The sequence below is a fragment of the Cupriavidus sp. GW823-FHT07A04 genome (assembly GCF_058794615.1).
The window spans coordinates 116511-128776 of record NZ_JBXAHA010000001.1 but is presented as its reverse complement, the minus strand read 5'-3'; the positions used below and the strand labels follow the sequence as shown (position 1 = coordinate 128776).

Below are 12266 nucleotides of genomic sequence, written 5' to 3'. Positions count from 1 at the left end.
ACCAGGCTTGCGCTTCAGGGCAGCAGGACGGTCGTGCCAGTGGTCTTGCGGCCTTCCAGATCGCGATGCGCCTGCGCCACATCCGCCAGCGCGTAGCGTTGGCGGACTTCAATCTTCACACGGCCGCTGGTCACCATCTCGAATAGCTCGGCCGCCATCGGCTCCAGCAATTCGCGATGGACCACATAGGTCATCAGCGTTGGCCGCGTGATGCGCAGCGAGCCCTTGTTGCCCAGCACGGACAGATCGAACGGCGGCACCGGGCCGGATGCATTGCCGAACACCACCATGGTGCCGCGCGGTTTCAGGCAATCCAGCGAGCCGTTGAAAGTGTCCTTGCCGACCGAGTCGTAGACCGCGGCGACGCCCTTGCCGCCGGTGATTTCCTTGACCTTGTCGACGAAGGATTCACGCGTGTAGACGATGGTGTGATCGCACCCATGCGCGCGCGCCAGCGCGGCTTTTTCATCGCTGCCGGCGGTGCCGATCACGGTGGCGCCCAGCGCCTTGAGCCACTGGCTGGCAATCAGGCCAACACCACCCGCGGCGGCGTGCAGCAGCACGGTATCTCCTGCCTGCACGCGGTAGCTGTCGCGCAGCAGGTACTGCGTGGTCAGGCCCTGCAGCATCATCGCCGCGCCCTGCTCGAACGAGATGGCGTCCGGCAGGCGCACCACGATATCGGCCGGCATGACCCGCACCTGCGCATAGGCGCCCGTGGGACGGCCGGCATAAGCAACACGGTCGCCCACGTTCAGGTGCCCCACGCCGGCGCCAACCGCCTCCACCACGCCGGCGCCTTCCATGCCGAGGCCACCCGGCAGCGGCTGCTTGTACAGCCCGGTGCGGAAATACACGTCGATGTAGTTGAGGCCGACCGCCTCGTGCCGCACGCGCACCTCGCCGGGGCCGGGATCCCCCACCTCGACGTCAACCCACTGCATCACCTCCGGGCCGCCGGTCTCGAAAATGCGGATGGCTTTGCTCATGTCTCTCTCCTTGTCCTGTTGATGCGTGTTGGTACGGTGGGTATGTGTGGGGGCGGCAATGCCTCGGGCCGAAGCCGCTTACTCCGGATACAGGCGCCGCAGCTCCGCGATCAGCAGATCCGCGGTGGCCACATTGGTGGCACAGGGCACGTTGTGCACGTCGCAGGCGCGCACCAGGGCATTGATATCGGGCTCGTGCGGCTGCGGCGTCATGGGGTCGCGCAGGAAAATCACCACGCCCACGCGGCCTTCGGCCAGTTGCGCGCCAATCTGCAGGTCGCCGCCCCAGGGGCCGGAGAGCATGCGCGTCACCGTCAGCCCGATTTCGTCGCTCAGGCGGCCACCCGTGGTACCGGTGGCGAGCAGTTCGCAACGTGACAGGAAATCGCGATGGCGGCCAGCAAAAGCCACGATGTCATCTTTCTTGTGGTCGTGCGCAATCAGCGCAATACGAGGGGGAGTCATCGGCATCATCCTGGCCAATCAGGGAAAAACCGGGCCGGCATGGCCCGGCCGGAAAACGCCCGCGGCGCCGGCACGGCCGCCAGGCCGCGCGCGCGTCGCGGGTTGGGTGCGGCAGCGGCTTAGAACGTGCCGGGGTAAGCGCCGCCGTCGAGGAGCACGTTCTGCCCGGTCATGTAAGCGGCGTGGCGGCTGCACAGGAAGGCGCAGGTGGCGCCGAACTCGGCCGGCTCGCCAAAGCGGCGGCTCGGGTTCTGCGCGGCGCGGCGCTTCGAGACTTCCTCGATCGACAGGCCAGCCTGCCTGGCGCCGCCTTCCATGGTCTTGTAGAGGCGATCCGTATTGAACGGGCCGGGCAGCAGGTTGTTCACCGTCACGCCGTGCTGCGCCACTTCGCGCGCCAGGCCGGCGACAAAGCCGGTCAGGCCCGAGCGCGCGCCGTTGGACAGGCCGAGCACATCGATCGGCGCCTTCACGGCGCCGCTGGTGATGTTGACGATGCGGCCCCATTTGCGCGCGATCATGCCGTCCACCGTGGCCTTGATCAGCTCGATCGGGGTCAGCATGTTGGCGTCGATCGCTGCCAGCCAGGCATCGCGGTCCCAGTCGCGGAAATTGCCCGGAGGCGGGCCGCCGGCATTGTTGACCAGGATGTCCAGGTCGCCCAGCTTGGCGACGGCTTCCAGCGCCAGCTTTCGCCCCGCCGGGGTCGTGATGTCGGTGGCGACCGCCATCACGCGCCGGCCGTGGCGCGCGCGCAGGTCCGCCGCGGCTTTTTCCAGCGCCTCGGCGCCGCGCGCCACGATCACCACATCCACGCCTTCGGCAGCCAGCGCGTCGGCGCAGGCAAAACCGAGGCCCTTGCTGGCGCCACACACCAGCGCATGCTTGCCGCGCAATCCTAGATCCATCTCATCGACTCCTTGTGTCATCGAGGCGGCCACCCGCCTGCTTGTTATCCAGCGTATCCATCGCCTTGCCGCCGCGACGAGCAGCCTGGGCCTTGCCCGCGGCCCCGCTCTTGACCACCTTGCGCGCCGACAGCAAATATATCCCGCCCATCACCAGCGCGCTGCCGGCGAGCTGCACGCCGGTGATCGGCTCGCCCAGCAGCCAGAAGCCCAGGAACAGGGTGGATACCGGTCCGAGCATACCCGCCTGCGAAGCCATCGGCGCGCCGATGCGCGCCACCGCCACCATCGTCAGCGACACCGGCAGCACCGTGCAAAACACAGAATTGACTAGCGAAAGCCACATCACGGGGGCTGGCTGCAGCAGCTCCGACAGCGGGCGGCGCAGCACCAGATATTGCACCACGCAGCACGCGGTGGAAACGCACATCGCATAGGCCACCAGCCGCAACGAACCGATGCGCTGCACCAATTCGCCTGACGCGATCAGGTAGATGCCGTAGGTCAGTGCGCTGCCGAGCACCAGCGCGGCACCGAGCCACACCTGGCCGCCGCTCACGTCGAGATCATGCGCGAAAACCAGCACGATGCCTATATAGGCCAGCGCCAGGGACAGCCACTGCCGCAAGCTGATGCGCCGCTTGAACAGCACGGCGCTGGCCAGCAGCACGAAGGACGGCGTGAGGAACAGGATCAGCCGCTCGAGCCCGGCCGTGATGTATTGCAGGCCGAGAAAGTCGAGGAAGCTGGACAGGTAGTAGCCGATGATGCCGAGGAACACGATGCGGCCGCGATCAGCCCAGGACAGCGCCGGCAGGCGCCGCGACTGCCACCAGCCGATCGCCATGAACAGCGGCACGGCAAACAGCATGCGCAGGCTGATGACCATGACCGCATCGACCTGGTAGCGGTACATCAGCTTGGCGACGATCGCCTTGCCGGAAAAAAGGATGGCGCCGACGGCAGCCACGGCCAGGCCGGCGCGCTGCGCTGCCGGCTCGGCGGCAGGCACGGTGCGGGAAAGTTGGGATGCAGACAAGGGAGAAGCCGGATAGTGGGGCAGCGCGCCGCTGGACGCGGGCGGCCCGCCAGGGACGCGAGCCGTTGTATTCGAAAAGAGGCAACTGCATCCGAGGCACATTGTGCTGCGCACAGGTGTTGGGCGGCGTACCCCAACCCGCGTGGCCAAACCCATGCAGTGCCAATGGCGGCGGTGCCTGCTTCCCGTGCCTCGGCTTTCGCTATGTGGGACGGCGCACCTTCACGCCGTAGCCGCCCGGCTAAGCTCTGCCAAGGAGAGTCCCGCGCTGCGTGCCGCCTTGTGCCAACCGCAGCCCTGGCGAGCCGGAACCGGGAGACTGGTCGTGGATGGCACGGACCGAAGCAAGCAATACGATGTACTGGACCTGATCCGGGCGCTGGCCGCGGGCCTGGTCTGCCTTGGCCATGTCCGCGCGCTGGTCATCGTCGACTATGCGGCGAGCGGGCCGCATGGCGGCGCGGCCGGCGTGGCGCTGCAGTTGTTCTATGCGCTGTGCAGCGTCGGCCACGAATGCGTAATCGTGTTCTTCCTGCTCTCGGGCTACCTGGTAGGCGGCACCGTGCGCCGCAAGATGACGCGTGGCGACTGGTCCTGGCGCAGTTATCTGGCCGACCGCATGACGCGGCTATGGATCGTACTGCTGCCCGCGCTGCTGCTCGGTCTGTTCTGGGACAGTGCCGGGATCCACCTGGCGTGGGGGCCGTTCTACCAGGGCACCGAGGGCAACGCGGCCCAGCAGATCGATATCTCGCATAACCTCGGTGTCGCGGGATTGGTTTGCAACGCGGCGTTCCTGCAAACCCTTGCCTGCGATACCTATGGCTCCAACGGGCCGTTGTGGAGCCTGGCCAACGAATTCTGGTACTACCTCTGGTTCCCTGCGCTATACGGTGCCTGGCACCTGCGCCGCACGCCGCAGGCGTTGCTGTGCGTATTGGCGGTGCTGGTCACGATGGGCCTGTTCCACGGCCTGGTCGAAGGCTTCCTCTTCTGGCTGCTGGGCGTGCTGGCGCAAGCCCTGGAAGCGCGGCTGGCGCAGATCGCAGCGATCGCGCGGCGCAAGTGGCTGGTGCTGCCGGCGCTGCTGGTGTTCCTGGCCGCCATTGCACTGACCAAGCACAAGCCGTACGCCGATGCCGCTGTCGCGCTGGGCTTCTTCGTGCTGTTGCTGGCCGTGCTGTCGACCCGCATCCGCATCGGCCACGCCGGCTTGTCGCGCCTGGCTACGTTGGCGTCCGGGTTTTCGTACTCGCTCTACCTGACGCATTTCCCGCTGACCCTGTTCATCGCCGCGACCCTGGTCAAGGTCCGCCTGCCTGTCAGCGCCGGCAGCCTGGGCCTGGCCGCGCTGATCCTGCTGGGCTGCTATGCCTACGCCTTTGCCGTCTACTGGGTGTTCGAACGCAATACCCAGCGGGTGCGCGGCCTGCTCGGGCACCCGGCGCTGCCAGCGGCGCAGCGCGGGCAGAATATCTAGCAGCCATGCCGTTGCCTGGCTAGCCAGCCTGCCTGGCTGGCTGGCAACCCTGGCAGCCAGCCTGAAACTGCCGTAAGCTCGCCGGTCGGCGCGTCAAACGCGCGCCGCATAAGAAAAACCAGGAGCATTCATGACGGCAGCACCCCTCGCTATTCTTTCCTCGCGCATTCCCGTTCCAGTCAAAAAGCAGACCGCCGCCCGCCCGCTGCTGATCGCCGCCGCGGTTGCCATGCTCGCAAGCGGCTGGCTGCCCTCGGCCGCCAGCGCAGCCGATTACCCCGTCAAGCCAATCCGCTTCATCGTGCCTTACGCTGCTGGCGGCACCACTGACCTCGTGGCGCGCACGGTCGGCCAGAAGGTGGCGGAGAAGCTCGGCCAGCCCGTGGTCGTGGAGAACCGCCCCGGCGCTGGCGGCAATATCGGCATGGAGGCGGTCGCCAAGGCCGCGCCTGACGGCTACACCATCGGCTTCGGCGCCATCTCGACCAATGCGTTGAACCCGCATATCTACAAGCACGTGCCGTTCGACCCGCGCAAGGATTTCACCGCGGTCAGCCTGCTTGGCACCTCCACCATTGTGCTGGAAGTCAGCAACAGCCTGCCGGTAAAGAATGTGGCCGAGCTGGTCAGCTACGCCAAGGCCCATCCCGGCCTGACCTACGCCACCGCGGGCACCGGCACGTCCATGCACCTGGCGGGCGCGATGTTCGCGCAGATGACGCAAACGGGCCTGACCCATGTGCCATACAAGGGCAGCAGCCCGGCCATCAACGACATGCTGGGCGGCCACGTGCAGGTGATGTTCGACAACCTGCCCGCCTCGCTGCCGCACATCCAGGGCGGCAAGCTGCGCGCGCTGGCGGTGGCCGGCAAGAGCCGCTCGCCAGCGCTGCCGAACGTGCCGACGCTGGCCGAGGCCGGCCTGGCGGGCTACGCCGTCGAGCCGTGGTTCGGCGTGTACGGCCCGGCCGGGCTACCCGCGCCGGTGGTGCAGGCACTCAATGCCGCCTTCATCGCGGCGCTGGGCAATGCGGACGTGAAGGACAAACTCGGGCAGGCAGGCTTCAACCCCAAGGGCTCGAGCGCGGCTGACCTGCAGTCGCTGACGCTGTCCGAGTACGAGAAATTCGGCAAGGTCGCCAAGAGCGCCAGCATCTCGGTGGATTGAGCGCAGGCGGGGCTGCGCGCTTGCGGCGGGAGGATCGCCGGGGGCGCGCAGCCCCGCATCCATTACAATCCGGCTGCAACGGGCCCTCGCGCCCACTCCTGCCGACTACCCGCCATGAAGCAAGATCCGCGTTTCCCCAAGCTGTACATCCTCGATCACCCGCTGATCCAGCACAAGCTCTCCCATATGCGCGACAAGGACACCTCCACGCGCACGTTCCGCGAGCTGCTGCGGGAAATCACGCTGCTGATGGGCTATGAAATCACGCGCGACCTGCCGCTGACCACGCGCCGCATCGAGACGCCCTTGGTGGAGCTGGACGCGCCGGTGATCGCCGGCAAGAAACTCACCATCGTGCCGGTGCTGCGCGCCGGCGTGGGCATGAGCGACGGCCTGGTCGAGCTGATTCCCTCGGCCCGCATCGGCCATATCGGCGTCTACCGCGACGACCAGCACCGCCCGGTGGAATACCTGGTGCGCCTGCCCGACGTGGAAGACCGCAGCTTTATCCTGTGCGACCCGATGGTCGCCACCGGCTACTCCGCCGCGCATGCGGTGGATGTGCTCAAGCGCCGCGGCGTCAAGGATGATGCGATTACGTTCGTGGCGCTGGTGGCAGCGCCGGAAGGCGTCGAAGTATTCCAGAAGGCACATCCCGGCGTGAAACTGTTCGTCGCCTCCCTGGACAGCCACCTGGACGAGCACGCGTACATCATCCCCGGTCTCGGCGACGCGGGCGACCGGCTGTTCGGCACCAAGAACTGAGTTTTCCTGGCAAGCCGGGCACTGTCTGCGCCCGGCTTGACCGGCCTCAATCCCGCCGGCCGCGGCGCTCCCTAGACTATCGGCAGCGGCACACCGTCCGGTGTGCCTCGTCTGACCTGGGAGACCCACATGGCAGCCTTGAAGATCCTGTTTTCGACCCCCACCGGGCTGATGAGCCTGGCCGTCATCGCCTTCATCATCGGCATGGGCTGGTTCTTCACCCGGCTGTTCCTGCGCAAGATGCGGGAAGACGAGGCAGCGGCGCAACGCCGCTAAGACGCAAGTCCCGCCCGCTGGCGTTATCGCCGACGGACCGGCTGGCCGATACCACGCCATGGCTATGCGCCGCGCCCGCCGATCTCGCCGGGCGTGGCACACCGGAGCGGCCGACGGCCGGCGCCTCCTACTTCTTCTTGCCCGAGCCCAGCAAGCTGCCCAGCACGCCGCGAATCAGCTCGCGCCCGACCTGCGAGCCCACCGTGCGCGCGGCCGACTTGGCCATCGACTCCAGGATGGAATCGCCGCGCCCGGTCTTGCCCGTGCCCTTGGTCAGCCCGCCGAAGATCTCGCCCGCCTGGTCCAGCCAGCCGCCGCCCTGCGCGGGCGGCGCTTCGGGCTGGCCAGCCGTAGGCGCGGGCGCGGGTGCGCCGCCGCCAGCGGCGGGGGCAGACCCAGGCGCGGCGGCGCGGCCCTTGAGCTTCTCGTAGGCCGACTCGCGATCGATGGTCTGCTCATAGGTGCCGGCCACCAGCGAGTTCGCCAGCAATTGCTTGCGCTCGTCGTCGGTGATCGGGCCGATCCGGCTGCCGGGCGCCAGCACCCAGGCGCGTTCCGTGATGCCGGGGATGCCCTTGGCGTCCAACAACGACACCAGCGCTTCGCCCACACCGAGCTCCCCGATGGCCTTTTCCAGGTCCAGCCCCGGCTTGGCCCGCATGGTGGTGGCCGCCACCTTGACGGCCTTCTGGTCACGCGGCGTGAAGGCGCGCAGCGCGTGCTGCACGCGGTTGCCGAGCTGGCCCAGCACGGTATCGGGGATGTCGACAGGATTCTGCGTAACGAAATACACGCCAACGCCCTTGGAGCGGATCAGCCGCACCACCTGCTCGATCTTGTCGAGCAGGGCCTTGGGCGCGTCGTTGAACAGCAGGTGCGCCTCGTCGAAAAAGAACACCAGCTTGGGCTTGTCAAGATCGCCCGCCTCGGGCAGTTTCTCGAACAGCTCCGACAACAGCCAAAGCAGGAAAGTGGCGTAGAGCTTGGGCGAATTCAGCAGCTTGTCGGCGGCCAGGATATTCACCACGCCCTGCCCGTTCTCGGTCTGGATGAAGTCGTCCAGGTTGAGCATGGGTTCGCCGAAGAACACGTCTGCGCCTTGTGACTCCAGCGCCATCAGCCCGCGCTGGATGGCCCCGATCGAGGCCGCGGAGATATTGCCGTATTCGGTGGTGAACTGGCCCGCGTTGTCGCCCACGTACTGCAGCATGGCGCGCAGGTCCTTGGCGTCGAGCAGCAGCAGCCCGTTGGCGTCGGCGATGCGGAAAACCAGGTTGAGCACGCCCTGCTGGGTGTCGTTGAGTTCCAGCATGCGCGACAGCAGCAGCGGCCCCATATGGGAGACCGTGGCGCGCACGGGATGGCCCTTTTGCCCGAACACATCCCACAGGGTGGTGGGGCAGGCGCCCCACACCGGCTCGGGCAGGCCGAGCTCGGCCAGCCGGGCCTTGAGCTTGTCGGAGAGCTTGCCCGGCTGGGAAATGCCGGTCAGGTCACCTTTGACGTCGGCCATGAAGACCGGCACGCCCAGCCGGGAGAAACCCTGGGCCAGGCTTTGCAGGGTCACGGTCTTGCCGGTGCCGGTGGCGCCGGTGATCAGGCCGTGCCGGTTGCCCATCTCGGGCAGCAGGGCAAGTTCCAGCTCGGCGTTCTTGGCGATGATGATGGGTTCGGCCATGGTCTCTCTGGTTGGCAAGCCGCGCGGCGCTTTCGCCGCGACCGTCCCCGCCCTTCCCGGCGGCTCCCGTGATCGGGAGGCCAGCGGCGGCGGGGCCGCGTGATAAAATGCTGGGCTGATTATGCCAGCCCCCAAGGCCGGCTCACAGACACATAAACCACCCGGCGCGCCGCCAGCGAGCACCCGTTGCCCGCCCGGCACAGCCGGCGCGCAAAGCCAAGGCGCGCGCGTCAAACATTTTCCGCTTCGGAGAGAATCATGGCCGGTCACTCAAAATGGGCCAATATCAAACACAAGAAGGCCGCGGCTGACTCCAAGCGCGGCAAGGTCTGGACCCGCCTGATCAAGGAAATCACCGTCGCCGCGAAGCTCGGCGGCGCTGACCCCGACTCCAACCCGCGCCTGCGCCTGTCCATGGACAAGGCAATGGATGCGAACATGCCCAAGGACAACATCCAGCGCGCCATCCAGCGCGGCGTGGGTGGCCTGGAAGGCGTCAACTACGAAGAAATCCGCTACGAGGGCTACGGCCTTGCCGGCGCGGCGATCATCGTCGACTGCCTGACCGACAACCGTACCCGTACCGTCGCCGAAGTGCGCCATGCCTTCTCCAAGAACGGCGGCAACATGGGTGCGGAAGGCTCCGTGGCGTTCATGTTCACCCATTGCGGCCAGTTCCTGTTCGCCCCCGGCACGCCCGAGGACAAGCTGATGGAAGCCGCGCTGGAAGCCGGCGCCGACGACGTGGTCACCAACGACGACGGCTCGATCGAAGTGCTGTGCCCGCCCAATGATTTCGGCACGGTCAAGGCCGCGCTGGAAGCCGCGGGCTTCAAGGCCGAGATGGCCGACGTCACGATGAAGCCGCAGAACGAAGTCAGCTTCGTCGGCGACGACGCCATCAAGATGCAAAAGCTGCTCGACGCCCTGGAAAACCTGGACGACGTGCAGGAAGTCTTCACCAACGCGGTGATCGAGGAGTAAGGCGCGGATCGGGTAAGACCTCGCCTCACGGCGGCAGCGCGGTTCGATGAGCCATGGCTGCCGCTTTTCGCATTTCGCATGCGTCATTTTTTCTGGCAGTAGATCATGAAAGTATTGGTTGTCGGCTCGGGTGGTCGTGAACACGCGATGGCCTGGAAATTGGCCCAGTCGCCCAAGGTGCAGGTGGTGTACGTGGCGCCGGGCAATGGCGGCACCGCGCTCGACAAGCGGCTGCAGAACGTTCCCCTGACCGATCCGGAAGTGCTCGCCGCCTTCGCCGAGCGCGAAGGCGTGAGCTTCACGGTGGTCGGCCCCGAGGCGCCGCTGGCGGCCGGCATCGTCGATATCTTCCGTGCCAAGGGCCTGCGCATCTTCGGCCCGACGCAGGCGGCAGCCCAGCTGGAATCCTCCAAGGATTTCGCCAAGGCCTTCATGCAGCGCCACGGCATCCCGACCGCCGCCTACCAGACCTTCAACGACGCCGCCGCCGCGCACGCGTATATCGATGCGCAAGGCGCGCCGATCGTGATCAAGGCCGACGGCCTGGCCGCCGGCAAGGGCGTGGTGGTTGCCGCCACGCTGGAAGAAGCGCACGCCGCGGTCGACATGATGCTGGCCGACAACCGCCTCGGCGACGCCGGCGCACGCGTGGTGATCGAGGAATTCCTTGAGGGCGAGGAAGCCAGTTTCATCGTGCTGGTAGACGGCAAGAACGTCCTGGCACTCGCCACCAGCCAGGACCACAAGCGCCTGCTCGATCACGACGCCGGCCCCAATACCGGCGGCATGGGCGCGTACTCGCCGGCCCCGGTGGTCACGCCCGCGCTGCATGCCCGCGCGCTGCGCGAGATCATCATGCCGACCGTGCGCGGCATGGAAAAAGACGGCATCACCTACACCGGTTTCCTCTATGCCGGCCTGATGATCGACAGCGAAAGCAACCTGAAGACGCTGGAGTTCAACTGCCGCATGGGCGACCCGGAAACCCAGCCGATCCTGGCGCGCCTGAAGACCGATCTGGTCGACGTGATGGAGCACGCCGTCAACGGCAAGCTCGACGAGATCGAACTGGACTGGGACCGCCGCACCGCGCTGGGCGTGGTGATGGCCGCCTTTGGCTATCCCGATGCGCCGCGCAAGGGCGATGCCATTACAGGCATCCCGGCCGAGACCGACGACAGCGTGACCTTCCACGCCGGCACCACACTCACGGATGGCACGCTGCTGACCACGGGCGGGCGCGTATTGTGCGTGGTCGGGCTGGCCGATACCGTCAAGGCGGCACAGCGCGCGGCTTATGGCGCGGCCGAGAAGATCCACTTCGACGGCATGCAGTACCGTACCGACATCGGCTACCGAGCCATCAAGCGGTAACGGACGATAAATCTACTGCACGACCCATGGCGAGCCCTGCGGTGCCCGCCATGGGCCGCCCACTACGATTTCTTCGCCCTTTACGATGGTTCGTGCTGAATTTGCCGAATCCGGCCAGGCGTTGCCTCAGCCAGTACAATCATGACATCGCTATGACGGCCGGGCAGGTTGACTGACCTGCCCGGCCGTCACCGCTCCGGCTCACCCGCCCGCATACCATGATCGATTCCCAGGCAGTCCGTGCCTATCTGCTCGGTCTGCAAGACCGTATCACCGACGCTGTTGCCGCCATCGACGGCAAGGCGTTTTCGACCGATGCCTGGGAGAAGCCGCCCACCGAGCGCCTGCGCGGCAGCGGCCGCACCCGGATCCTGGAAGGCGGCGCCGTGATGGAGCGGGCCGGCGTGGGCTTCTCGCATGTGCGGGGCGATGCGCTGCCGCCATCGGCTACCGCCAACCGGCCGGAGCTCGCCGGGCGGGGCTTCGAGGCAATGGGCGTGTCGCTGGTGTTCCACCCGCGCAACCCCTTTGTCCCCACCGTGCATATGAACGTGCGCTGCCTGATGGCGGTGAAGGAAGGCGCCGAGCCGGTGTGGTGGTTCGGCGGCGGCATGGACCTGACGCCGTACTACGGCAACACTGGTGACTGCGCACACTTCCACGCCACCTGCCGCGACGCCCTCGCCCCCTATGGCGATGACCTCTACCCGCGTTTCAAGCAATGGTGCGACGAGTATTTCTTCCTCAAGCACCGCGGCGAAGCGCGCGGCATTGGCGGCATCTTCTTCGATGACTTCTCCGCGCTCGGCTTCGAGCGCAGCTTTGCCATGATGCAATCGGTTGGCGACGCCTTCCTGGACGCCTACCTGCCGATCCTGCAGGCGCGCAAGGACACGGCCTACGGCGAGCGCGAGCGCGAGTTCCAGGCCTACCGGCGCGGCCGCTATGTCGAGTTCAACCTGGTGTTCGACCGCGGCACGCACTTCGGGCTGCAATCGGGCGGCCGCAGCGAGTCGATCCTGATGTCGATGCCGCCGCTGGCCAGCTGGCGCTATGACTGGCAACCGGAACCGGGCAGCGCGGAGGCAGCGCTGTACACGGACTTCCTGCCCGTGCGCGAGTGGGCCTGACGGCAACCCC

Annotated in this window: 12 protein-coding genes; 7 read left to right on the top strand and 5 right to left on the bottom strand. The window is 66.9% G+C overall.

The genetic code is table 11. The features are described 5' to 3' along the window. Window positions 1–14: 14 nt before the first annotated feature. The 4 genes from AC1Q7Q_RS00570 to AC1Q7Q_RS00555 all read right to left on the bottom strand — a co-directional run bounded on the left by AC1Q7Q_RS00570 (window position 15) and on the right by AC1Q7Q_RS00555 (window position 3374). Window positions 15–989: a quinone oxidoreductase family protein gene (locus AC1Q7Q_RS00570; protein WP_492376124.1), complete on the bottom strand. Its 975-nt coding sequence runs from the start codon at window positions 987–989 to the stop codon at window positions 15–17. A 78-nt stretch (window positions 990–1067) separates the two neighbouring features. Then, a complete protein-coding gene (locus AC1Q7Q_RS00565; protein ID WP_006162443.1) occupies window positions 1068–1454 on the bottom strand; it encodes a methylglyoxal synthase in 387 nt (128 codons plus the stop codon). 119 nt (window positions 1455–1573) lie between these two features. Beyond that, complete coding sequence (locus AC1Q7Q_RS00560; protein ID WP_043344562.1) at window positions 1574–2362, bottom strand: SDR family oxidoreductase; 789 nt, start codon at window positions 2360–2362, stop codon at window positions 1574–1576. A gap of 1 nt (window position 2363) precedes the next feature. Next, the gene (locus AC1Q7Q_RS00555) at window positions 2364–3374 is read right to left on the bottom strand and encodes a DMT family transporter (RefSeq protein WP_492376129.1); all 1011 of its coding nucleotides are present in this window, start codon (window positions 3372–3374) and stop codon (window positions 2364–2366) included. Window positions 3375–3726: 352 nt separating this feature from the next. Here AC1Q7Q_RS00555 and AC1Q7Q_RS00550 point away from each other — a divergent pair, with 352 nt between their 5' ends. The 4 genes from AC1Q7Q_RS00550 (at window position 3727) to AC1Q7Q_RS00535 (ending at window position 7090) form a co-directional block, all read left to right on the top strand. Further along, a complete protein-coding gene (locus tag AC1Q7Q_RS00550) occupies window positions 3727–4881 on the top strand; it encodes an acyltransferase family protein (protein ID WP_492376123.1) in 1155 nt (384 codons plus the stop codon). A gap of 229 nt (window positions 4882–5110) precedes the next feature. Then, on the top strand, window positions 5111–6049 hold the full coding sequence (locus AC1Q7Q_RS00545) for a Bug family tripartite tricarboxylate transporter substrate binding protein (RefSeq protein WP_492376128.1): 939 nt from the start codon (window positions 5111–5113) through the stop codon (window positions 6047–6049). A gap of 114 nt (window positions 6050–6163) precedes the next feature. Continuing rightward, a complete protein-coding gene (gene upp / locus AC1Q7Q_RS00540; RefSeq protein WP_043344561.1) occupies window positions 6164–6814 on the top strand; it encodes a uracil phosphoribosyltransferase in 651 nt (216 codons plus the stop codon). A 129-nt stretch (window positions 6815–6943) separates the two neighbouring features. After that, on the top strand, window positions 6944–7090 hold the full coding sequence (locus AC1Q7Q_RS00535; RefSeq protein WP_006158366.1) for a DUF3149 domain-containing protein: 147 nt from the start codon (window positions 6944–6946) through the stop codon (window positions 7088–7090). Window positions 7091–7217: 127 nt separating this feature from the next. Here the strand turns inward: AC1Q7Q_RS00535 and AC1Q7Q_RS00530 are convergent, their stop codons facing one another. Further along, entirely contained in the window at window positions 7218–8768 is a 1551-nt protein-coding gene (locus AC1Q7Q_RS00530) for a helicase HerA-like C-terminal domain-containing protein (protein WP_492376122.1), read from the bottom strand. A 258-nt stretch (window positions 8769–9026) separates the two neighbouring features. On the opposite strand from AC1Q7Q_RS00530, the gene AC1Q7Q_RS00525 reads away from it, so the two are divergent. The 3 genes from AC1Q7Q_RS00525 to hemF all read left to right on the top strand — a co-directional run bounded on the left by AC1Q7Q_RS00525 (window position 9027) and on the right by hemF (window position 12256). Then, complete coding sequence (locus tag AC1Q7Q_RS00525) at window positions 9027–9752, top strand: YebC/PmpR family DNA-binding transcriptional regulator (RefSeq protein ID WP_416047880.1); 726 nt, start codon at window positions 9027–9029, stop codon at window positions 9750–9752. A gap of 105 nt (window positions 9753–9857) precedes the next feature. Continuing rightward, entirely contained in the window at window positions 9858–11126 is a 1269-nt protein-coding gene (purD, locus tag AC1Q7Q_RS00520; protein ID WP_477134028.1) for a phosphoribosylamine--glycine ligase, read from the top strand. A 218-nt stretch (window positions 11127–11344) separates the two neighbouring features. Further along, window positions 11345–12256: an oxygen-dependent coproporphyrinogen oxidase gene (gene hemF / locus AC1Q7Q_RS00515; RefSeq protein WP_492376120.1), complete on the top strand. Its 912-nt coding sequence runs from the start codon at window positions 11345–11347 to the stop codon at window positions 12254–12256. The last annotated feature ends 10 nt before the right edge of the window (window positions 12257–12266 follow it).

Coding starts and splice junctions, on each gene's coding strand:
- AC1Q7Q_RS00535 (WP_006158366.1), top strand. CDS start 6,944: ATGGCAGCCTTGAAGATCCTGTTTTCGACCCCCACCGGGCTGATGAGC.
- upp (WP_043344561.1), top strand. CDS start 6,164: ATGAAGCAAGATCCGCGTTTCCCCAAGCTGTACATCCTCGATCACCCG.
- AC1Q7Q_RS00565 (WP_006162443.1), bottom strand. CDS start 1,454: ATGACTCCCCCTCGTATTGCGCTGATTGCGCACGACCACAAGAAAGAT.
- AC1Q7Q_RS00525 (WP_416047880.1), top strand. CDS start 9,027: ATGGCCGGTCACTCAAAATGGGCCAATATCAAACACAAGAAGGCCGCG.
- hemF (WP_492376120.1), top strand. CDS start 11,345: ATGATCGATTCCCAGGCAGTCCGTGCCTATCTGCTCGGTCTGCAAGAC.
- AC1Q7Q_RS00570 (WP_492376124.1), bottom strand. CDS start 989: ATGAGCAAAGCCATCCGCATTTTCGAGACCGGCGGCCCGGAGGTGATG.
- AC1Q7Q_RS00560 (WP_043344562.1), bottom strand. CDS start 2,362: ATGGATCTAGGATTGCGCGGCAAGCATGCGCTGGTGTGTGGCGCCAGC.
- AC1Q7Q_RS00530 (WP_492376122.1), bottom strand. CDS start 8,768: ATGGCCGAACCCATCATCATCGCCAAGAACGCCGAGCTGGAACTTGCC.
- AC1Q7Q_RS00545 (WP_492376128.1), top strand. CDS start 5,111: ATGCTCGCAAGCGGCTGGCTGCCCTCGGCCGCCAGCGCAGCCGATTAC.
- purD (WP_477134028.1), top strand. CDS start 9,858: ATGAAAGTATTGGTTGTCGGCTCGGGTGGTCGTGAACACGCGATGGCC.